The organism is Bacillus sp. 522_BSPC (assembly GCF_001076885.1).
In the GTDB taxonomy this organism is placed as follows: Bacteria; Bacillota; Bacilli; order Bacillales; family Cytobacillaceae; genus Niallia; species Niallia hominis.
On record NZ_JVDT01000002.1, the window covers coordinates 1 to 19,245 of the forward strand.

The window sequence follows — 19,245 nt, forward strand, 5'->3', positions numbered from 1 at the left end:
TGGATGATCTTAAGACACATAACAAAAAAGTAGTACCATTTTTTGCATAATAACATTAAGTCGAATCTTGAAAATAAAATCTTTGGAAAAATATCTTTTTTTAAATTGATTAGAGGGTGCTTAAAATATTAAAACATTACTGGTTAACTTTCTCTGTTAATTTTTGCAGTATTGTCAAAGAGATGAACATCCTTAGTCTGACTTCAGACTAAGGTGATTTTTCCTAAGAGGTGTTAGAAGTGTCTATTTTTTTAGTTAAATTAATTTATATATATATTGTTTTTATTGTATCCATAAAAATTTTAGGGAATCAGCCCTAGCACAACTTACCCCTCACGAATTTGGAGCGATTCTATTTTTATCTTATTTAGCATTGGGGTCCATTAAAGTAAATGGAGTAACAGAGGGGATTATTGGAATCATTGTTATAACGGGCGTCACTTAGTTATATCAAAATTAAGTTTATTAAATTGGTTAAACCCTTTTATTATAGGAAAACCGACTATTTTAGTTAAACATGGAAAAATTGTATATAAAAATTTAAGGAAAAATAGATATCCTTTATCTGAGCTGTTGTCAGGTTTAAGAACAGCAAGATATCCAGATATTCAAGATATTGAATATGCGATTTTGGAAGCAACAGGTGAAATCAGCATTTTACCAAGGAAAGAATTAGTTCCTGTTACTCCAAAGGATTTACATATGAAAGTAGAATACCATGGATTCCCAATAGCTGTTGTAATTGAAGGGAAAGTTCAGAAGCGTAATTTAAAATTAATCAACAAGAATGAAGAGTGGCTTAAGCAAGAACTAAAGGCAAAGGGATATCATCAAATTAAAGATATATTTTACGCTTCTGTTAGAGATACCGACCATTCACTAAACATTAACACATTTGATATTAGCGACTAATCTTAAAACGATTTCCCCTCCCTATATTAATCCTAGATAAACGGTTTTAGGTAAATATGGTTTTCTTAGTACAGTACCTTATCAAACTATCAAGTTCTAAGTATTTTTGAAGAAAGATGAGAAACCAAATGCATCATTATAACTTTTTCCATACTATGGGGATATAAAGAGTGAAACTTTGAGTGTGGTTGTTGTTTAATAATTAATTTTCTTTCCCGAAAAAACAGTCAAATGCCTAAAAGGCTAATGCTATAATAGAGTTTTCCATTAATCTAATAAAAATCAATTCACCAACAAATTGATCCGAAATAATTAATTAAAAAGCCGATTTTTCCTTGACATAAAAGGAGAATCGGCTTTTTACTAGTTATCCCTATTACTCATCTTTATTATCCCTATCGAAGAGGGGCAGATCTCAACAAGAAAAATTGCTAATTTTAAAGTTGGGCATGTATTCGATATATCCCAAACGAATGCACCATTAGAAGATTTACCAAAAATATTCCCTAATAAACAGTTTAATTTCCAAATTGAAGAAGGCAGAAATGTCGAGCATTTAAGGAAAGGGATAGAAGCTGTTTCTAAAGAATTAAATATCGATATGAGAGATATGCGACAATCGGAATTAGGTGTAACAGAATTAGGAGCATCTAAAGGTGCCTTTGTTCAAGGTAAAGATGGTAAAGGTAAAGAGATTGTTATGAATAGTCGTAACACAGAAACACAAGCATTAGCAACGTCTATTCATGAGTTGGCCCATATAGTACCATTATGACCAAGTGCAATCTACGTTAAGCGATGGGAGCCGTTTCGTTCATTATGACTATAGAGATAAGTTTAATATCAACCTCGGTGAACCGTATCATAAGTAAAAGAGGTTTTTGAGGGCATATAAGATTCTAAACATTGAAAAACAGTTAATTTATCTAATCAAGTTTTTAAATTGACTAGCACTTTGAAAGGATGTTGACACGCTAGTAAAGCAAAAAGGCTGCCTAAAAAACAAAAATTTCTTTTAGCCAGCCTTTTGGATTATGCAGTTTTGGAAATGAGTTCGTTAATTTTTAATAAGACCCTTGATTCATCATTAGCGGAATGGAAGCCTTTTGATATATTCTTTTATGTATAATTTATTTTAAATAAAAGAAAACACAATCCCTGTTCAGTTGAACCAATCCACAGCATAAATGATCCAAATACTCCGCAATTAAGCATAAAAAGCACCTTCCTTACAGTTAAGTGAAGGTGCTTCTTTTCTAATAGATTTTGTAAAGCAACATTGTAAATGTAAGCTTATGCTTAATTGTTTAATTCCGAAATATCCATTTCTTTTATGATTTCTGCTATCCGATTTTTTCCCCATTCATACATCATTTCAACGATAGGAAGTAAAGTCATCCCCAATTCAGTCATGGAATATTCCACTTTCGGTGGAACTTCTGGATAAACCTCGCGATGAACTATTCCATCTTCCATCAGTTCTCTTAATTGATTCGTTAATATTTTATGAGATATTTTTGGAAAAAGCCTTTGGAGATCACTGAATCGATGTGGTCCTTCTACCCCTAAATGCCATAAAATAACGATTTTCCATTTACCACTTATAATTGATAAGGTAAGTTCTTTTTCACAATTATAATCACCATTTATGATCTTTTCTTTAACTTCATCTCTAAATGTATCTGGCATAAATTCTTACCTCCTTATTTGTATCAATTGTAACCTGTTGGTAACCTCCTTACAAAAAAGTGCAGTCTTCACAGTGAAGAAACCCAGCAGTAGAATGAAATAGTCGTCTTACCGGCGAATTATTTTTATTAATGAGGAGGAACTACTAATGAGTAAAAAAGCACTTTTAATTATACCACCAGAACGTTTCAATGAAGACGAATTATTTCAACCAAAAGCGGAATTGGAAAGCAACGGAATTGAAGTGACAATTGCAAGTACAAAAACAGGTGAAATCATAGGGGATTATGAAGGTAAAGCAATTGCTGAGGTCATTTTCTCAGACGTTTCTGCGACTGACTATGATGTTGTATCTGTTATTGGTGGATCTGGTACGAACGATCATTTATGGGAAAATAAAGAATTACAAGACTACTTGAAACAAGCGTATACTAATAAAGTTCTTGTAACAGGGATTTGTGCAGGTGCGGTTACTGTAGCTAAAACGGGTTTACTTACTGGAAGAGAAGCAACTTGCTATCCAGTAGATATACAAAAAGACCAATTAAAAGCGAATAAAGTAACATATGTTGAAAAACATGTTGTTGCTCATGATGATATTATCACTGGTGATGGTCCAGATGGCGCTAAAGAATTTGGAGAAGCTTTAGTAAAAGCATTAAGCTAATTCTACAGTCTCTTCGCTGAATTTTCATATAATCAAAAGCCTACGGAATTAATTCCGTAGGCTTTTGGCTATCCAAATGTAAGAAAAATACACCAAATATTAACTCTGATTCAATATGAACCGTGTTACGATATTTATATAGTTTTACTAGGTCGTCTTTTAGTTGAATATCAATCAAATTCAATCGAAAATCAAACCTCAACTTTTTCGTCATACTAAAAAAGTTAAGAGTAAACAGTAAAAGCTTACATAATTGAAGCTGATAAGAGATTTAAAAGGGTATATTTTTTACACGATGCTGGGAGGGACATAAACCCCACTGCCACCTTAAAACTTTATAAAAGAAAGACAAACTACTCATTATTAAGGAGGATTAAAATGGAACATATTGTAATTAATGCTGTATTAAAACCAAAAGAAGGCCTGCAGGGGCAACTATTATCAGAACTCAAAAAGGTACAAGCGGTATCAAGGGAAGAGAGTTTTTTTAGTGGTCTTTATTAAGAAGGGAGCATTTCGCCGTATCTCCTTCGAAACAAATCTTTTGATTTGGACAGACCAAATGGCTAATATATTAATATCGCGAATTACCGATTTGGCGTGATGCTTTCAGATCATCTATCCAGCGTCCATTGGGATAGTGATAATCGATATAGAAAGAGGCAAATGACATTGAAGCAGAAATTGGAACGCTTAAATGATGAACAAGCCGTTGAAATTTTTAAAGCATTGTCGAACCAGACGAGGGTGAGCATTCTTCAAATGTTAAAAGATCCCGACAGTCATTTTTCACCGCAAGCCCATATTATTGCTGATGAAGGATTTGAAGGTGGGGTTTGCGTAGGGGATATCCGAAGCAAGGCCGGGATTTCGCAATCCACTACTTCACAGTATTTATCGATTCTGCTGCAAAGCGGACTGGTTGAAATGAAGCGAATCGGACAATGGACGTATTATCGCCGTAATGAGGAAACGATTAAAAAGTTAGAAAAATACATTGGTACAAAAATTTAAGGAGAATTGAAGTGAGTTTATTACAGCATCGAGCATATAACAGGTTGTACCAAAAGGATAAAATGACGCTTGGTTTCACGATTCCGACGGCAAGGATGTCCAAATATCCGATTATGGAAAATCAGTTGTCGCTTGCCCGCAAAATTGAAGACCATGGTTTCGCGGCATTGTGGCTTCGGGACGTTACGATTCAGAATTTGAATATTGATGATAACGGTCAATTGTATGATGTATGGATTTATTTGACCTATCTTGCGGCCCATACCAAGGAAATTGCACTTGGGACGGCGAGTGTGGTCCTCCCGCTGCGCCACCCTGTCCGAGTGGCAAAGGAAGCATCATCTATTGACCGGTTGTTTCCCGAACGGCTGATCATGGGAGTGGCTTCAGGAGACCGGGATAAAGATTTCACAGCTTTGGGAATATCCAAGCTCGAAAGCGGAGGGCTGTTTAAAAAGAATTATGCATTCCTTGAACGGCTATTAAAGGAGCACAATCCCACTATCAACAGCGATTTAGGCATCATCGATGGAACGGATATGAGAATGATCCCCAAACCTTTTTCTTCGATTCCGACCATGGTGACAGGATTCAGCAATCAATCGATTGAATGGATCGCCCAGAACGGGGACGGCTGGATCCAGTACCCGAGGATTATCCCGCAACAAACTCAATTGATTAACGAGTATCGCGAGTTGTCGGAAATTTACGCCCCAGGAGTGTTTAAACCTTTCACTCAGACTTTATTTATCGATTTATCGGAAAATCCCGATTTGTCTCCTGTTCCGATTCCGTTAGGATTTCGTGTAGGGCGCAAACAGTTATTAGAAATTCTATATCAATTTCAATCCATTGGTGTCAATCACCTGGCATTTGTATTGTATTTTTCAAAGCGCCCTCCAGAGGAAGTCATCCAGGAGCTTGGAGAGTTTGTGTTGCCTTACTTTTCGACTCATGAAATTCCAGTATTAGATTAGTTTTAAAAATTAGATAAGGGAAGAAGATGAACTTATGTCTAAACATGCAAATAAACTAAACGAAATTCCTTTCTCGGTGCTTGATCTTTCACCGATAACAGCCGGAAGTACTCCTGCTGACTCTTTCCGCAATACATTGGAACTCGCACAGCATGCTGAAAAACTTGACTACAAACGTTTTTGGCTCGCTGAACATCACAATATGCCGTTTATCGCCAGTTCCGCCACTTCTGTGGTGATGTCCCATGTGGCAGCCGGTACATCAAAAATCCGGGTTGGTTCAGGAGGAATCATGCTGCCGAATCACGCTCCGCTCGTCATCGCTGAACAGTTTGGCACTCTTGAATCCTTATATCCTGGGCGAATTGACCTTGGTCTGGGGCGTGCACCTGGTACAGATCAGTTGACCGCTCGTGCATTGAGACGCGACTTGAGAAGTACCGGAGATGACTTTCCTGAGCAATTAGCGGAACTCCGCGGTTACTTTGATCCATCCCTGGCCCAAGGGAACCCTATAAAAGCGATTCCGGGTGAAGGTTTGAATATTCCAATCTGGCTGCTGGGTTCAAGCGGCTTCAGTGCGCAGCTGGCCGGAGAACTGGGTTTGCCATTCGCGTTTGCCGCCCATTTCTCGCCACTTAACACTCTGGGTGCTCTACAGATCTATCGCAAGGCGTTTAAGCCTTCGAATGTTCTCGATAAGCCGTATGCGATGGTGGCATTGAATATCATTACAGCAGAAACGGATAAAGAGGCAAAGCGCCTTTTCACAACCCTGCAGCAGCAATTTTTGAATCTGATGAGTGGCAACCTTACACAGCTTCAACCACCGGTAGATGACATTTCCGAATTGGCCAGCAGCTACCAATTAAAGTCTCTCGAGCAGCAATTAGGCTCATCGATTGTTGGCAGCCAGCAGACGGTAAAGGACAAGCTATATACATTTTTGGAGGAGAGCCAGGCAGATGAAATAATGGTCATTGCACAAGTTTACGACCACAAAGCTCGCCTGCATTCATACGAGCTTCTGTCAGAAATTACAAAAAGTGAAAGGTAATAAGGAGGACATCAGCAAGGAAAGTATTGATGTTTTACTTGATAAAAGGGAACCGTTTTTAGATGTGGTTTGGATCAAGTATTTCTATGTGTCACAAGCAGGATTTGACATCACGAATTCTTCCAAAGGGCATCACCATCCTTAAACACGTGACAGAGCGATACTAAATGTTTTTATACCATCATATATCTAGCAGTAACATATACTAAAAACAGTAGATTATTTGTATTTATTGTGTTAAATGAGAATAATACCAACGATGCTTTACAATTATAAGGGGGCTTATCATAATGAGCAAAAAAATCGCTACACTAATAACAGACTTATTTGAAGATGTAGAATTCACAGAACCAGCACGAGCATTTAAAGATGCTGGTCATCAAGTGATCACAATCGACATACAGGCTGGAAAAGATATTACTGGTAAAAAAGGTGAAGCAGTAAAAATTGATAAAGGAATTGGGGAAGTTAATCCTCAAGACTTTGATGCTTTATTCATCCCTGGCGGCTTCTCTCCCGATTTATTACGTGAAGACGACCGTTTTGGTGAATTCGCAAAAGCATTTATACAAGAAGGTAAACCTGTTTTTGCCATTTGCCATGGCCCACAAGTATTAATTGATACAGACCTATTAAAAGGCGTCGACATAACAGGTTTCAAATCAATAAGGAACGATCTCAAAAATGCAGGTGCTAACTACAAAGATGAAGAAGTTGTGGTAAGCAATAATATTGTAACAAGCCGTTTTCCGGATGACATTCCTGCCTTTAATCGTGAATCCTTAAAATTATTAGCTGAATAATAGCGTAAGTACTCAATAGTATCGTTTTAGAAATTAATATTTCACAATGAATTTCAATAAAAAAAGGTTTTAATAAGAAAGGGGTTTTACTATGTCATTAAATGGTAAACGAGTAGTTGTTTTAGGGGGTACTTCTGGTATTGGTTTAGCAACTGCCAAAGCGTTTCTCGATCAATCAGCTCAAGTGATCATTGCCAGCCGTTCTGTTTCCAAATTAAATGAAGCAAAACAAGTTCTTGGTGGCAATGTAGAAGCAATTGAAATCGATTTTCGAAGCGAAGAAAAAGTAGCAGAATTTTTCAGTAAGGTTGGAAAATTTGACCACCTTGTGGTAACAGCAGGTGAAGGCGCAATGGGGCACTTTAGCGAACTGCCTGTGGCAAGTGCAAAAGAGGCGTTTGATAGTAAATTCTGGGGGCAATATATCACTGTCCGTTTTGCACTTCCATATTTAAGCAATGAGAGCTCAATCACCTTAACCTCTGGTGTATATGGAGTTCGTCCTCCTCAAGGCGCTACTACGTTAGCGGCAATCAATTCAGCCATTGAAGGATTGGTTCGAGGACTTTCTATAGACCTAGCGCCTATTAGGGTAAACGTGGTTTCACCTGGAATTGTAGATACTCCAATCTATGCTGGAATGTCAGATGATCAGAGGCAAGCACTGTTCAACGGCATTGCACAACAGCTCCCTGTTGGACGGATTGCAAAGCCGGAAGACATAGCTGAAACCTATGTATACCTTGCTAAAAATGGTTTTACTACTGGGACGACTGTTCTTATTGATGGCGGGGCTCACTTGGTATAAGTGAGATTATAATGTTATTTTTGTGGCTATACTACAACATGTATAGCCACATTTAATTTTTTAATAATGATCCGATTTTCCAATAAACGGTAATGATTGAAGAATTGCAGTTCAAGAAAAACAAGGTGAGATATGAAAGGCATGATGAAAATGAGTTTACCTGACAATGAAAAAATATTGAGAATTAAGCATTCACTTGAAAAACGTGTAGTAACTTTACCTGATGGAACCTTTCTTCCAAGCATTGGTCAAGGAACATGGTACATGGGTGAAAATCCTGAATCGAGAAACAAAGAAATCAAAGCTTTGCAACTTGGAATTGAACTAGGCATGAAGCTAATCGATACGGCTGAAATGTACGGAAATGGCGATTCCGAACGTTTAGTTGGTGAGGCAATCAAGGGGCGTAGAGATAAAGTTTTTTTAGTATCGAAAGTATATCCTCATCATTCCGGGTTAGATTTGATTGAAAGTGCATGTGAAAATAGTCTAAAACGACTAGGAACAGATCATCTTGATTTGTATCTTTTACACTGGAGAGGTCGTGTTCCATTGGCAGAAACGATTGAAGGAATGGAGAGACTGCGCAAGGATGGTAAAATTGTAAGATGGGGAGTTTCTAATTTTGATACGGATGATATGTTAGAGTTGTGGGATACCGCTAACGGAAAAAATTGTGTGACAAATCAAGTGTTATATCATCTAGGTTCTAGAGGAATTGATTATGATCTCCTACCATGGCATCATGAACATAACATGCCAATTATGGCCTATAGTCCCCTGGCCCAGGGAGGGAGCTTAAGAAGACAATTACTAAGCGATCCAACCATCATTGAGATTGCAGAAAGATACAATGTGCAGCCATTACAAATTGCTCTTGCATGGACCATTCGTTCGAACAACGTAATTGCTATCCCAAAAGCTGTTAAGGAAGAACATGTTTTAGCCAATGCTCAAGCTGCTACTATTCAATTGACCATAGAAGATCTGAACAGACTTGACGAGGTATTTCCAAAACCAACAAGAAAAATACCTTTGGATATTATATAAAATGAATGGGAACAAAGGATCGATCGAGACTTATTAAAGCTTCAGCGACTCCTTTTTTTCCTATTTCAACCGGCCAAGCGACTTTTGTATCCAATCATGGAAGGATTTCCTCAAACGTATTGGAAAAAGTTTTGAAATCTTTTAATACGGTTTTCCCTTTTTCCGTGAAGAGAGGATAGATCACCATTCCTTCGATTTTGTCTCCTTTCTTATCATAAGGTAGTGTATCAATGATTTGAATTTTATCGATAATTCGGTCAGCACCATACCCTGATAATAGAACAAGAATGAACAAAACAACGAGGGTCTTTTCCATCTATTTCATTATTATCCAACATTTCATTCAAGAGGCTAGTTTAAGTACAGTAATTTTAAAAATTACAAACTCTAATGCGTTCTGATTTTAATCCATAAATTTACAGTTGACTTTACAAACTGTAATAATTAAAATTACAGTATAGCCAGTAGATGAGCTGAATAATATGAAGGAGTGTGTATAAGTATGGTTAATTTGTATACGACACCAAGTTGTACTTCTTGCCGAAAAGCAAAAGCTTGGTTTGAAGAACATCAAATTGAGTATATTGAAAGAAACATATTATCCAATCCCCTTACAGTCGATGAGATTAAATCAATTCTTCGATTGACTGAAGATGGGACTAATGACATTGTTTCAACTAAATCAAAAACATTTCAGGAATTAAATGTAAGTATTGAATCTCTTCCACTTAATGAATTTTATAAATTAATAATCAACTACCCTCAAATGTTGCGCCGGCCAATTATCCAAGACGAAAAAAGATTACAGGTTGGATATAACGAGGAAGAAATCCGCAGTTTTTTGCCTCGTAGACTTCGCACATTTTCGAACGTCGAATGGCAAAAAGTGGCCAATTAATATTATTTCGGAAGGAGGAAGAAAGTGATGATTGAAGTATTCGTTACAGTTAATTATAAAGATAAAAATTATCAAACCAATGTCATTGTAAATAAAGAAATGGCATGGGAAAAAATTAAACAGTTAGCAGAAGAACAAGTTAAAAAACAATGGGGTTATTAAACTTAATTATACAAAAATTTCTAAACAAACAAATATGTTTACGCACCTTTAAGGAAGTGAAGGTGATTCGTAAAGATTTACAGGATGCTTGGAATTCCTTATTCATGGTTAAGAGTTAATACAACATTTCTAATTAGATACTTGACAAGATAAACTGTAATATATATTGTTACACTATGTTGATTGATTTTAAAAAAAGATGCAGAAGCTATATGTAAAGCAAAAAGGTAATTAGCTGTGTTGATTTATAAGGAGGCAGGACATGAATAGTGATTTTACACTTGCCATTCATAGTTTAACTTATCTTGCGTTGCAGCCGGACCGTATGTCAACAAGTGATGGTATCTCAGAGAGTGCTGGTGTCCACCCAGTACGCATTCGTAAAGTGCTGAGCTTGTTAAAAAAACATGGATTTATAAAATCAAAAGAAGGAACCGGCGGCGGATTTATTTTTACTCTAGAGCTTAGTGAAGTTAATCTTTGGGAAATATATATGATAACCTCTGAAGGTGCTTTACAGCCTAAGTGTACTGATTCAAATGAAAAGTGTATTGTGGGAGCAAATATGAAAAGTGTATTATTTACAATTTTCTTAGGTGCGGAAGAACATTTGGGTGAATATTTAAAGAACTATACAATTAAAGAAGTTGTCGATCTTATAAATCAAGAACAAAATAGCGGCTGTGACTGACGGCCGTAGACTTCTTTTTATTAAATTGTAATAAAAAACATTACAGATTTATCTAGGTGATATATCCCCGATGACTGTAGCTTAAAAAAAGGTTCTATCTTGATTACATTCATAAAATACAAAAATAACTTAAGAAGGTGAAAAAGGATGTTGACGAATGGTAATTCCGTTTTGAAAACAGGTGATTGGATTAAGGGAAAATCAGAGGATGGGGAATTAATAATTGGTTATATTGAATCACAGAGTATTCTGGATGGAGTTGTTAAAGTAACGGTTGCTACGAGTGACAATCGTGAAACGCTTGGCAAAACAATTCCGATTTTAAGTAAAAATGTTAGGAAACTGCCACTTTCTAAGGTGGTAAACAAGGAAGAAATTCTATTTCTAATAGACTTGGCATTATCAACGGGGGATGAAGCATGGTTTATTGAGCTTTCTTCCAAGTTAAACTCAATCAATCAGCTTGTTGATGGAGTACATTAAAACTTATACAAATTATATATAGATTTTTTAAATTAAATTACAACGTGTTTGGAAATATTCATTTTTCGTGAAAATCGTGATTCATCACTAACGGAGCCAGTAATGGTTTTCCGTTGTACATATGAGATATGTATAAGGTATATATAGTTTTAATATCATGGTTATATTCGGTTAGGACAATAACAACAAGAATTATTGTAAAATATTTATAAAGTTTATAGATAACATATGCAATTAATACATATATGTTATCACGTCTGTTGATTAACTAATTTTTATCACTAAAAACTAATAAAAAAGAGAGATTCCATGTAAAATGTAAGTTACCACACAAACCTTTACAAGGAGGAATCTCTAGGCTTGCGAATACCACGATTTTCACACTACTTCAAAACTTTATTTCACAAAAAGAAATCGACGGGATTCTAGCTGTTCAGTTTGAAGATACGGCTCGTAAATGTGATGTATCAACACTTTTAAACTACTTGGTGGGTGCCGCTACATTTGAATGGAAAAGTATGCACCACGCTGCGGATGTTGCACCAGCACAAGGCTTGAAATCAGTGGATTATTCGACACTTTCAAAACGTTTAGGTGAACTGAATTATCTCATCGTGAAACGCATTTTTGAACGGATTGTCAGCCGTTTAATTAAAGTTTTTACACAAGCGCATCCAGGTAAAATCAGATGTAGAAGCCTTGTCATTTGCAGGTTTTACACGCCTGTTTCTTTGGCATGCACTTCCATTAAAATGGCGAATATACGTCGAAGAAATTCTGTCGTCAGCTCGGATGATGTATCAAAAAAGTGTTACGTGATTTTGGCTAATCAACACGTGTGACATTTAAGTATAGAAGAAAAGCGAAAACTCACGTATCGTAATTGTTGCTTAGACAAACCACGATAGGAGTTTTCGCCTTGTATAACCAGTTTATCAAATTGATTTTACCGTTACCATCTTTTTTTACAATTTCTTTGCCAACCGACGATGAACCAAACGGATTTCCATCTGCCATTCATGTGTTGGATCGCTTTCATCTCGTCCAATTTTTCACGGATGCCCAACAAAGATGTAGACGGTATTTAGGTGAAGTAAAGAAACACCATAAATCACGTTTTATTGACCGCTGCTTAGCACAAAAACCTGCAGAATTAACAGCGGAAGAACGTGGGTGGGTTTGTGGCTGAATGGCACAAGGAAGATTTGCATACGAAGCATATTTATCAAGCATTAAATCACATACGTTATGAGTTATTCGATAAGAAAAATTAAAAGTTTTGCCTTTTTGAATTTGCATCCGTCAAAGGATCGATATTAATATTGTATTGTATTTTAATGTCCATCTTCTCAAACAATTCAATCCATTTTTTTTCTTCCATTGGTTTTGAGAATGGTCTTTTTGTTTGTATGCCAATCTGTAATGGATCCACTTTCAATTCTTGCATCTTTTTAAACAGTTCATGTGTTTGTTTTTCAAGATGGGTTTCGATATCTTTTTTCATATTTTCTAATTCCTTTGGGTCAAATAATTGTTTCTCTCCCCGGTATTCCTCAATTCTAGTGTCCATATTCACGGTATAGGTCATTGTAGAATAGCTGCTATCGAAATCTACTATTACTTTAGATCTAACATGACCCAGTACAATTTCAAATTTTTGAATCGGTAAAACAACTAAGTAGTGATCGTTGTTTATCAGCTGGAAGATACGATCATCTAAAGATGAAATAGTTTCAACTAGCTTGTCATCTTTAAACAAGGCTGTACCTTCATAGTTGACCCCATCCTCTTCTATTTTGAATACAGGCAAAAAAGGATCTGAATAAGGAGTATAGAGCAAATTTTTAAATTGATGAAGATTAACGACAGTTAATTCTCCTTGGTTTTTTTCCTCATAATGCTTCAGCATACGGTAAAACGAGTAATCAAAGTTTTCATCTTTGTCCAATTGACTTTCCAAGTATTCATCAAAATTTCCTTTTACGATTACTAAATAGATTCTCGGAGAAATATCCGGATCAGTCAATAATACATTTATAATGGACATAATGCCGTCTCTTCCAAGTTCATCACTAATTACCAGCATCCGCATTTGTCCAGATTTCATTTCCTGGTAGAAGTTGAGGTTGTACTTCTGTACTCCCTCCTTTAATAAGCTGACTTCTTGCGACATAACAAACTTCTTTTCTTTACTTAGAGGAGGCAAAATTGTACTGACTTTTAATTTCCCTGTATCCCCCTTACTAATTGCCAAAAAGGTAACGGGAGAAATTTCTTCAATAAGGTTATTTTCGGTAAAAGGGGCACAGCCAGATAAACAAATAGTCATAAAAAGAAGTATTAATCTATTACATATCTTTTTATGTAGACGCACTTTTTTTAACTCCCCTTTTTTTCATTGCTAAAACAATAACAAGTGGAACAAGAAAATAGCTTATGCTTCCAGCTATAATTTGAAGATTAAGTAAAAAATTCTGCTTCTCCCAAGGCTTCCAAAATAATTCATTCACAAGAATCATTCCGATAAAAATAAGGAATACACTGAATAACAAACCTTTTCCACTGGTTGGCTTGCTCAATTTACCAAAAGCTATTCTAGATGCTCCATAAAACAATAGTAGAAATAGAGAAACTGCAAAAACTAGGTTAAATAATTCAAAGGAAAGCATGATCATATCAATTCGTTCAAACACTGGGTTTTGAAAATAACGGGACATATTAATAATTGGATATTGAGTTTTACTTAAATAATTGGAACCGAAAAAAAATAGGGATGCTATAAATAGGAATACATACTCTACAACGGTGAGAGCGTTTCCGTAAGACAAATAGCGAAAGGTTTTATTGTTTGTTTTAAGCCATGGTCCCAAAAATACCAGAAATTCCGGACCAGAATAGGAAGACAAAATTAAAAAAACGGCTTTCCAATTTTCTACTTTCCACTCCATTGGAATAAGTGGATACAAATCACTGAGTTGAGCTATTGGAGGGAAGACGAAAAAAACGAAAAATGTGAACATCCAAAATGTACAGAAAAAAGAAATCAACACAAAACGAATGGTATGTTCAACGCCCCTACCTGCGACATAAAAACATAACAACAAAATAAAAAAGACAAGAAAATTTGTATCTGTTGATGGAAGTATAAATGTTTGAACAATTTCGATGAATCCTAACGTTATGACGGAAAGTTTAAGTAGAATAAAGAACAACCCGATGAAAGAGAGAAAACGTACCAATTTTTTCCCAAACAATTGGACAAATCCATTATATCCATTGCTAGATAAACGGGTTAAAAGCCACTTCGATAAAAGAAGAAGGTTTAGTTGGGATAATATCCCGACAGCTATAAGCACCCAAATCATATATGGATTGATCAAGATATTTGGCATAATCAGAAAGAAGTATAGCATTTGGAGGCGATTTACCAACAACATGGCATAGAACCCATTATAGGTTTCATTCTTTTTAAATAATTGGTGGGTTTCCATCATCAAGTCATCTCCTAGTTTTATCTCTCTTCTGTTTTAGAGGTTTAAGATGCTCTGGACGCTCCAACATTTTGACTAATGGCCCTCGAATGAATAAGTCAATCCAATCCTTACCGAAAAAAGGGGAAACTGGTGAAAAATAGGGTTGCTTGATTGAAGACAAGCTATTAAGATGAGCCAAAATAGCAATGCTTCCTAGTGCAATCCCAATTATCCCAAGTAAAGAAGAAAAAACAAGAAGCATCAATTGAATTAATGAATTTGCTTTTGTCATAAGGTAGTTGGGAATAAGAAAGGAAGCTATCGTCGAGATCCCAACCATGACAATTAATACTTTGGTAGCGAATCCAGCCTCAACAGCTGCTTGACCAATCACAATACCACCAATAACCCCAAGTGTTTGACCAGTTTTTGTAGGCATTCTTAAACTTGCTTCTTTTATGATTTCAATAAAAATTAACATGATAAATGCTTCCCAAAAAGGAGTAAAAGGAAGCATGCTCCTTGATTCGACCAAGACCAGAAGTGTTTGCATAGGAATCATTTGATAGTGATGAGTTGTCAATGCCACATAGAAAGGAATCAATGTGATTGACAGAACAAAACTGGCATATCGGATGATGCGCAAAAAACTGGCAACTACCCATCGATTAATATAGTCCTCGGGTGATTGGAACAAATGGAAAAAAGTAATGGGTGCAACAAGAGCAAATGGTGTATTGTCTACCAGAAGGGTGATCTTTCCTAATCCCAGAGAATAAGCAACTACATCAGGCCGGTCAGTTTGCTGAAACTGAGGAAAAATACTGTTTTGATGTTCCTCCATGAATGCCGCAACTTGAGAGGAGTCAAAGAAGAGATCAAAATTAATTTCAGAAATCTTCTCTTTGACTGTTGAAACAAAATCTGGATTAGTCAGCCCCTCTATGTACATTAAAACAACACTTGTCTCACTCATAGAACCGACAGTAAACTTCTCTGCTTTCAGTTCATGTATGGGGAGTCGTCTTCGAATAAGCGTAATATTTTGTTCTACTTGTTCACTAAAGCTGTCCTTTGCTCCGAACAGAATGGTTTCTGTTTCGGAAGTTTCAATGGCACGTCCAATAGGATTTTTTAATGGCACAGCTAACCAAAGGTTTTGCGAAGAATCAAATAACAAAATGGAACCTGAAAACAACTGTTTTTTTGCCTCTATAAAATTAGGAATGTGAATAATGGAGGAATTCGTAATACAATCTTGAATAGACGGTTTGGAACATTTAGTTAAAGGTTTTATAATGCTTTCATTTAATTTTTCTTGGTCAATGAGAGTTCGTATGTAAACAAGATGAATTTTTCGAATAACGGAAATGTCAATTTCCACAAATTCTGCATCATCCATTTGAACGAGGCTTTTTTTCAGAGCTTCTATCGATAATTCTGATTCAGCTATTGATTGAGCAACAAACTTACTTTCAATTTGTTTTTTTTTCCAAAACATGTACATCCCACCCCTCTTATTGAGAAAAAACATTTCTAGTCGTACTTAAAAATTTCATATTCATACACATTGTTACCAATTTAATTTTAAAATATACAAAACACGTAGAGGTGCATAACGACCCAAGAGGAACAAAGGCAATCCATAATAGATAGGCCTTCTTCATCTTAAAGATTGTTATAATAAAGAAGTGTCAAAAGCTAACTGTAGCTTTGGATGCTCTTTTTTGTTCAAAACACGAATCTTACTAGCCAGGGAGTTAAAATTTAGAGATGAATAACAAAGATATAGCAGAGATTCGAAAACAATTTAAGTTGGATAACGATTTACTGAAAATAGTGGTGGAAGAAGAGAGTACTCCTACTTTGGATACTAAAGAGATTGAACGTGTGCTGAAGGCGAGCGGCGTAAAAGATATGAATACGGAAAAAGTGGAAAGGGCATTTCAGCAGGTGGTTGAAGACAAAACGTATGAAATGAAAGCAAGCCATATCGTTCCGAGTTACGCGTCCAAGTCCATTAAGATCAGCACAAAAGTAGCGAATGTTGCAATCAGCCCTCAAGACTTGAGATATGTCAAACAGGTCAATTAAAATGGCAAACGCTGTCTATTGATCAAGGTGGAAGAAGACTCGATGATTGAAGGATTTAAGCTGCTTCCGGAAGAGCTGTTGGAGTAAGAGAGATTGGGTGATCCTTCAGCCAGCTATCTAAAATGGACAGGGGAAAAAACCTCATTTAGCCCTGTTACGGTGAACCGTATCACAAATAGTGGTAAAGCAGAGAGTGGAAGTTGAATTAAGCAAAACCGTATTAGAACAAATTAAATAAATTAACAGCCCCTAAGGATTTTATATCAAGTCTGAAGGGGTTTTATATTTGTCTTAGAATAAGTTATAACAGGGGAATAAACGTTCTGTTTTTGTTAAACTATTCGATGGTTAACGGTATAATAGTACATAGAAGAACGTAGAAAAGGAAGGTAGAGCAATGTTAAATAACATAAAAACTTTGATCTATCAACCAGAGGGCAGGGATACATCAGTAGAAGTTAAAATAGCAGATGAAACAGTTTGGATGACACAGAAGGCAATTGCAACACTTTACCAAACCACTATGCAAAATATAACAATTCATTTATAAATATTAGTAGAATATTAGATTTACTTCAAGATACTAAGTATTATATAGTACAAAATAAAGAAGGAACTAGAAAAGTAAAAAGGAAAGTTTTACATTATAATCTAGATACTGTTTTTAATATCGCTATAAGAGGCCAATATTTTGAGGAGTTTAATAATCTTATTAATTTCGCGCAAACAAATGGAACGCAGATTTGGAGAAATATTAAAAAACTCTTTAGAAGGAATTGTTTATATTTATGATAAATATAGAGTGGACAATTACATCGTTGATTTCTATATACCACAATTAGAATTAGTGATTGAATATGATGAAAAACATCACAAAAAACAAATAAAGGACGATAATTAATCTTCTTGTTGTTGTCTTTAATAAGGATGGTGACAACAATGATGAATAAAAAAATAATTTCTGGAAAAGATAATCTAAGACAAAATATAAATTCTAAGAAAGAAGTTGAGAACAATGAAAGCAGTTACTTTTCAAGGTGTAAAAAATATGCAAGTCAAAGAAGTACCAAACCCAACAATTCAAAAGAATGATGATATTATTGTTCGCATTACTTCAAGTGCAATTTGTGGTTCTGACCTTCATATTTATCAAGGGGCAGTACCAGCTACAAAAGATTATGTATTAGGACATGAGCCGATGGGTATTGTTGAAGAAGTTGGTTCGGAAGTTACAAAGGTAAAAAAAGGTGATAGAGTAGTTCTTCCATTCAACATTTCATGTGGTCATTGTCATTACTGTCAAAATGAAATGGAGAGCCAATGTGATAATTCTAATCCTAATAAGGCTGTAGACACTGGGGGTTATTTTGGTTTCACTGAAAGATATGGTGGGTATCAAGGTGGTCAAGCGGAACTCCTTCGTGTACCATATGGTAATTTTATTCCTTTTGTTATCCCAGAATCAGTAGAATTAGATGATGAAAAATTGTTGTTTATGTCAGATGTATTACCTACCGCTTTATGGAGTGTCGAGAATGTAGGAGTTAAAAAGGGTGATACAGTTGTCGTTCTTGGTTGTGGACCTGTTGGTTTTATGGCACAAAAGTTTGCATGGTTGAAAGGTGCAAGTCGAGTGATTGCAGTTGACAATGTTCCTTATCGCTTAAATCATGCTAAAAAAATGAACAATGTGGAAGTAATTAACTTTGATGATTTTCCAACATTTGATGATGCTGGAAAATATATTCGTGAATTAACAAAAGGTGGAGCAGATTGTGTCATTGATTGTGTGGGAATGGATGGGAAGAAAACTCCTAAAGAAGCACAAGAACAACAAATGGGTTTAGTTGGGGGAACTACAAGCCCTATACAAATTGGTATGCAAGCTATTAAAAAATTCGGAAATTTACAATTAACAGGTGTATATGGTTCTGTTTACAATCAATTTCCTTTAGGTAATTTATGGGAAAGAAATATTCGTATAAGAATGGGGCAAGCACCTGTTGTTCATTATATGCCAATATTGTTTGATATGATTCAAAAGGGTGAATTTGACCCTACTGAAATTATCACGCATGTTGTACCGTTAGACCGAGCAAGTGAAATGTATAAAACCTTCTATGAACATGCAGATGATTGTATAAAAGTAGTTTTAAAACCATAATGAAAAATATAATTATTTTAATTCTTTACGCTTTAATGGTTTCAAGGATAATCCCGATAGTCCAAAAGGAATTGGCATACCAGTATCGACCTTAGTTACATATAAATAGGTATTTGTTATAAAAAAGGTGTTTTAATAATGCTAAAAAGCAGTGTGATTTCAGGTGTGAAATCCACTGCTTTTATGCATGTTTTTACATTTGCTTTTTCCTACGTGGGTACTTCAAAAGAGAATGGCTTAGTCTTAATTAGGTATCCCCTTTAAATAGATATTAAATTTCAATTTTAATTACATTTAAATGTT

22 protein-coding genes and 2 pseudogenes are annotated in these 19,245 nt (G+C 35.6%); 19 read left to right on the forward strand and 5 right to left on the reverse strand.

The window, feature by feature from the left end; all coding sequences use genetic code 11:
• Positions 1 to 239: 239 nt before the first annotated feature.
• Together ADJ83_RS26105 and ADJ83_RS25405 are read left to right on the forward strand one after the other, a co-directional pair.
• Positions 240 to 912 (forward strand): annotated as a pseudogene (locus ADJ83_RS26105) (DUF421 domain-containing protein).
• A gap of 601 nt (positions 913 to 1,513) precedes the next feature.
• A complete protein-coding gene (locus ADJ83_RS25405) occupies positions 1,514 to 1,687 on the forward strand; it encodes a hypothetical protein (protein WP_155986741.1) in 174 nt (57 codons plus the stop codon).
• A gap of 524 nt (positions 1,688 to 2,211) precedes the next feature.
• On the opposite strand, the gene ADJ83_RS00035 is transcribed toward ADJ83_RS25405, so the two are convergent.
• The gene (locus tag ADJ83_RS00035) at positions 2,212 to 2,601 is read right to left on the reverse strand and encodes a winged helix-turn-helix transcriptional regulator (RefSeq protein WP_031537027.1); all 390 of its coding nucleotides are present in this window, start codon (positions 2,599 to 2,601) and stop codon (positions 2,212 to 2,214) included.
• 148 nt (positions 2,602 to 2,749) lie between these two features.
• Here ADJ83_RS00035 and ADJ83_RS00040 point away from each other — a divergent pair, with 148 nt between their 5' ends.
• The 8 genes from ADJ83_RS00040 to ADJ83_RS00070 all read left to right on the forward strand — a co-directional run bounded on the left by ADJ83_RS00040 (position 2,750) and on the right by ADJ83_RS00070 (position 8,977).
• On the forward strand, positions 2,750 to 3,268 hold the full coding sequence (locus ADJ83_RS00040) for a DJ-1/PfpI family protein (protein WP_031537026.1): 519 nt from the start codon (positions 2,750 to 2,752) through the stop codon (positions 3,266 to 3,268).
• A 378-nt stretch (positions 3,269 to 3,646) separates the two neighbouring features.
• On the forward strand, positions 3,647 to 3,772 hold the full coding sequence (locus tag ADJ83_RS26420; RefSeq protein WP_264298268.1) for a hypothetical protein: 126 nt from the start codon (positions 3,647 to 3,649) through the stop codon (positions 3,770 to 3,772).
• A 258-nt stretch (positions 3,773 to 4,030) separates the two neighbouring features.
• Complete coding sequence (locus ADJ83_RS00045; protein WP_371472758.1) at positions 4,031 to 4,282, forward strand: ArsR/SmtB family transcription factor; 252 nt, start codon at positions 4,031 to 4,033, stop codon at positions 4,280 to 4,282.
• Positions 4,283 to 4,293: 11 nt separating this feature from the next.
• Positions 4,294 to 5,259 (forward strand): TIGR03571 family LLM class oxidoreductase, encoded by a 966-nt coding sequence (locus ADJ83_RS00050; protein ID WP_031537024.1) that lies wholly within the window; start codon positions 4,294 to 4,296, stop codon positions 5,257 to 5,259.
• A gap of 34 nt (positions 5,260 to 5,293) precedes the next feature.
• Positions 5,294 to 6,316 carry an LLM class flavin-dependent oxidoreductase gene (locus ADJ83_RS00055; RefSeq protein WP_031537023.1) on the forward strand — a complete coding sequence of 341 codons (1,023 nt, stop codon included), beginning with the start codon at positions 5,294 to 5,296 and terminating at the stop codon, positions 6,314 to 6,316.
• A 290-nt stretch (positions 6,317 to 6,606) separates the two neighbouring features.
• The gene (locus ADJ83_RS00060; RefSeq protein ID WP_031537022.1) at positions 6,607 to 7,119 is read left to right on the forward strand and encodes a type 1 glutamine amidotransferase domain-containing protein; all 513 of its coding nucleotides are present in this window, start codon (positions 6,607 to 6,609) and stop codon (positions 7,117 to 7,119) included.
• A gap of 91 nt (positions 7,120 to 7,210) precedes the next feature.
• Positions 7,211 to 7,927, forward strand: a complete 717-nt coding sequence (locus ADJ83_RS00065; protein ID WP_031537021.1) for an SDR family oxidoreductase — start codon at positions 7,211 to 7,213, stop codon at positions 7,925 to 7,927.
• Between the two features lie 150 nt (positions 7,928 to 8,077).
• On the forward strand, positions 8,078 to 8,977 hold the full coding sequence (locus ADJ83_RS00070) for an aldo/keto reductase (protein ID WP_031537019.1): 900 nt from the start codon (positions 8,078 to 8,080) through the stop codon (positions 8,975 to 8,977).
• Positions 8,978 to 9,071: 94 nt separating this feature from the next.
• On the opposite strand, the gene ADJ83_RS00075 is transcribed toward ADJ83_RS00070, so the two are convergent.
• Positions 9,072 to 9,293 carry a hypothetical protein gene (locus tag ADJ83_RS00075; protein WP_031537018.1) on the reverse strand — a complete coding sequence of 74 codons (222 nt, stop codon included), beginning with the start codon at positions 9,291 to 9,293 and terminating at the stop codon, positions 9,072 to 9,074.
• 186 nt (positions 9,294 to 9,479) lie between these two features.
• On the opposite strand from ADJ83_RS00075, the gene spxA reads away from it, so the two are divergent.
• The 5 genes from spxA (at position 9,480) to ADJ83_RS00100 (ending at position 12,400) form a co-directional block, all read left to right on the forward strand.
• Positions 9,480 to 9,875: a transcriptional regulator SpxA gene (gene spxA / locus ADJ83_RS00080; protein ID WP_031537017.1), complete on the forward strand. Its 396-nt coding sequence runs from the start codon at positions 9,480 to 9,482 to the stop codon at positions 9,873 to 9,875.
• Positions 9,876 to 9,902: 27 nt separating this feature from the next.
• Positions 9,903 to 10,037 carry a BA3454 family stress response protein gene (locus tag ADJ83_RS00085; protein ID WP_031537016.1) on the forward strand — a complete coding sequence of 45 codons (135 nt, stop codon included), beginning with the start codon at positions 9,903 to 9,905 and terminating at the stop codon, positions 10,035 to 10,037.
• A gap of 262 nt (positions 10,038 to 10,299) precedes the next feature.
• Positions 10,300 to 10,728 (forward strand): RrF2 family transcriptional regulator, encoded by a 429-nt coding sequence (locus ADJ83_RS00090; protein ID WP_031537015.1) that lies wholly within the window; start codon positions 10,300 to 10,302, stop codon positions 10,726 to 10,728.
• Between the two features lie 147 nt (positions 10,729 to 10,875).
• Complete coding sequence (locus ADJ83_RS00095) at positions 10,876 to 11,211, forward strand: IDEAL domain-containing protein (RefSeq protein ID WP_031537014.1); 336 nt, start codon at positions 10,876 to 10,878, stop codon at positions 11,209 to 11,211.
• A 919-nt stretch (positions 11,212 to 12,130) separates the two neighbouring features.
• On the forward strand, positions 12,131 to 12,400 hold the full coding sequence (locus ADJ83_RS00100) for a transposase (protein ID WP_031537013.1): 270 nt from the start codon (positions 12,131 to 12,133) through the stop codon (positions 12,398 to 12,400).
• A gap of 81 nt (positions 12,401 to 12,481) precedes the next feature.
• Here the strand turns inward: ADJ83_RS00100 and ADJ83_RS00105 are convergent, their stop codons facing one another.
• The 3 genes from ADJ83_RS00105 to ADJ83_RS00115 are packed head-to-tail and all read right to left on the reverse strand — an operon-like array spanning position 12,482 to position 16,185.
• Complete coding sequence (locus ADJ83_RS00105; RefSeq protein ID WP_031537012.1) at positions 12,482 to 13,585, reverse strand: Ger(x)C family spore germination protein; 1,104 nt, start codon at positions 13,583 to 13,585, stop codon at positions 12,482 to 12,484.
• Positions 13,572 to 14,705: a GerAB/ArcD/ProY family transporter gene (locus tag ADJ83_RS00110; protein WP_081836610.1), complete on the reverse strand. Its 1,134-nt coding sequence runs from the start codon at positions 14,703 to 14,705 to the stop codon at positions 13,572 to 13,574. The genes ADJ83_RS00105 and ADJ83_RS00110 overlap by 14 nt, the downstream gene beginning before the upstream one ends.
• Positions 14,706 to 14,709: 4 nt before the next feature.
• On the reverse strand, positions 14,710 to 16,185 hold the full coding sequence (locus tag ADJ83_RS00115; protein ID WP_031537010.1) for a spore germination protein: 1,476 nt from the start codon (positions 16,183 to 16,185) through the stop codon (positions 14,710 to 14,712).
• A 344-nt stretch (positions 16,186 to 16,529) separates the two neighbouring features.
• Between ADJ83_RS00115 and ADJ83_RS00120 the strand changes: the two are divergent.
• The 4 genes and pseudogenes from ADJ83_RS00120 to ADJ83_RS00130 form a co-directional block, all read left to right on the forward strand.
• A pseudogene (locus ADJ83_RS00120) lies at positions 16,530 to 16,865 on the forward strand (DUF4317 family protein); the annotation flags it as partial.
• A 310-nt stretch (positions 16,866 to 17,175) separates the two neighbouring features.
• On the forward strand, positions 17,176 to 17,328 hold the full coding sequence (locus ADJ83_RS25410) for a hypothetical protein (protein ID WP_155986740.1): 153 nt from the start codon (positions 17,176 to 17,178) through the stop codon (positions 17,326 to 17,328).
• Positions 17,329 to 17,469: 141 nt separating this feature from the next.
• Positions 17,470 to 17,679 (forward strand): DUF559 domain-containing protein, encoded by a 210-nt coding sequence (locus ADJ83_RS00125; protein ID WP_047944579.1) that lies wholly within the window; start codon positions 17,470 to 17,472, stop codon positions 17,677 to 17,679.
• 114 nt (positions 17,680 to 17,793) lie between these two features.
• On the forward strand, positions 17,794 to 18,942 hold the full coding sequence (locus ADJ83_RS00130; RefSeq protein ID WP_031537008.1) for a zinc-dependent alcohol dehydrogenase: 1,149 nt from the start codon (positions 17,794 to 17,796) through the stop codon (positions 18,940 to 18,942).
• Positions 18,943 to 19,245 lie beyond the last annotated feature (303 nt).

Excerpts from the sequence above, each read along its gene's own strand:
- ADJ83_RS25405 (WP_155986741.1), top strand. The coding sequence starts at position 1,514 with ATGAGAGATATGCGACAATCGGAATTAGGTGTAACAGAATTAGGAGCA.
- ADJ83_RS00035 (WP_031537027.1), bottom strand. The coding sequence starts at position 2,601 with ATGCCAGATACATTTAGAGATGAAGTTAAAGAAAAGATCATAAATGGT.
- ADJ83_RS00040 (WP_031537026.1), top strand. The coding sequence starts at position 2,750 with ATGAGTAAAAAAGCACTTTTAATTATACCACCAGAACGTTTCAATGAA.
- ADJ83_RS26420 (WP_264298268.1), top strand. The coding sequence starts at position 3,647 with ATGGAACATATTGTAATTAATGCTGTATTAAAACCAAAAGAAGGCCTG.
- ADJ83_RS00045 (WP_371472758.1), top strand. The coding sequence starts at position 4,031 with ATGTTAAAAGATCCCGACAGTCATTTTTCACCGCAAGCCCATATTATT.
- ADJ83_RS00055 (WP_031537023.1), top strand. The coding sequence starts at position 5,294 with ATGTCTAAACATGCAAATAAACTAAACGAAATTCCTTTCTCGGTGCTT.
- ADJ83_RS00060 (WP_031537022.1), top strand. The coding sequence starts at position 6,607 with ATGAGCAAAAAAATCGCTACACTAATAACAGACTTATTTGAAGATGTA.
- ADJ83_RS00065 (WP_031537021.1), top strand. The coding sequence starts at position 7,211 with ATGTCATTAAATGGTAAACGAGTAGTTGTTTTAGGGGGTACTTCTGGT.
- ADJ83_RS00070 (WP_031537019.1), top strand. The coding sequence starts at position 8,078 with ATGAGTTTACCTGACAATGAAAAAATATTGAGAATTAAGCATTCACTT.
- ADJ83_RS00075 (WP_031537018.1), bottom strand. The coding sequence starts at position 9,293 with ATGGAAAAGACCCTCGTTGTTTTGTTCATTCTTGTTCTATTATCAGGG.
- spxA (WP_031537017.1), top strand. The coding sequence starts at position 9,480 with ATGGTTAATTTGTATACGACACCAAGTTGTACTTCTTGCCGAAAAGCA.
- ADJ83_RS00085 (WP_031537016.1), top strand. The coding sequence starts at position 9,903 with ATGATTGAAGTATTCGTTACAGTTAATTATAAAGATAAAAATTATCAA.
- ADJ83_RS00090 (WP_031537015.1), top strand. The coding sequence starts at position 10,300 with ATGAATAGTGATTTTACACTTGCCATTCATAGTTTAACTTATCTTGCG.
- ADJ83_RS00095 (WP_031537014.1), top strand. The coding sequence starts at position 10,876 with ATGTTGACGAATGGTAATTCCGTTTTGAAAACAGGTGATTGGATTAAG.
- ADJ83_RS00110 (WP_081836610.1), bottom strand. The coding sequence starts at position 14,705 with ATGATGGAAACCCACCAATTATTTAAAAAGAATGAAACCTATAATGGG.
- ADJ83_RS00115 (WP_031537010.1), bottom strand. The coding sequence starts at position 16,185 with ATGTTTTGGAAAAAAAAACAAATTGAAAGTAAGTTTGTTGCTCAATCA.
- ADJ83_RS25410 (WP_155986740.1), top strand. The coding sequence starts at position 17,176 with ATGTTAAATAACATAAAAACTTTGATCTATCAACCAGAGGGCAGGGAT.
- ADJ83_RS00130 (WP_031537008.1), top strand. The coding sequence starts at position 17,794 with ATGAAAGCAGTTACTTTTCAAGGTGTAAAAAATATGCAAGTCAAAGAA.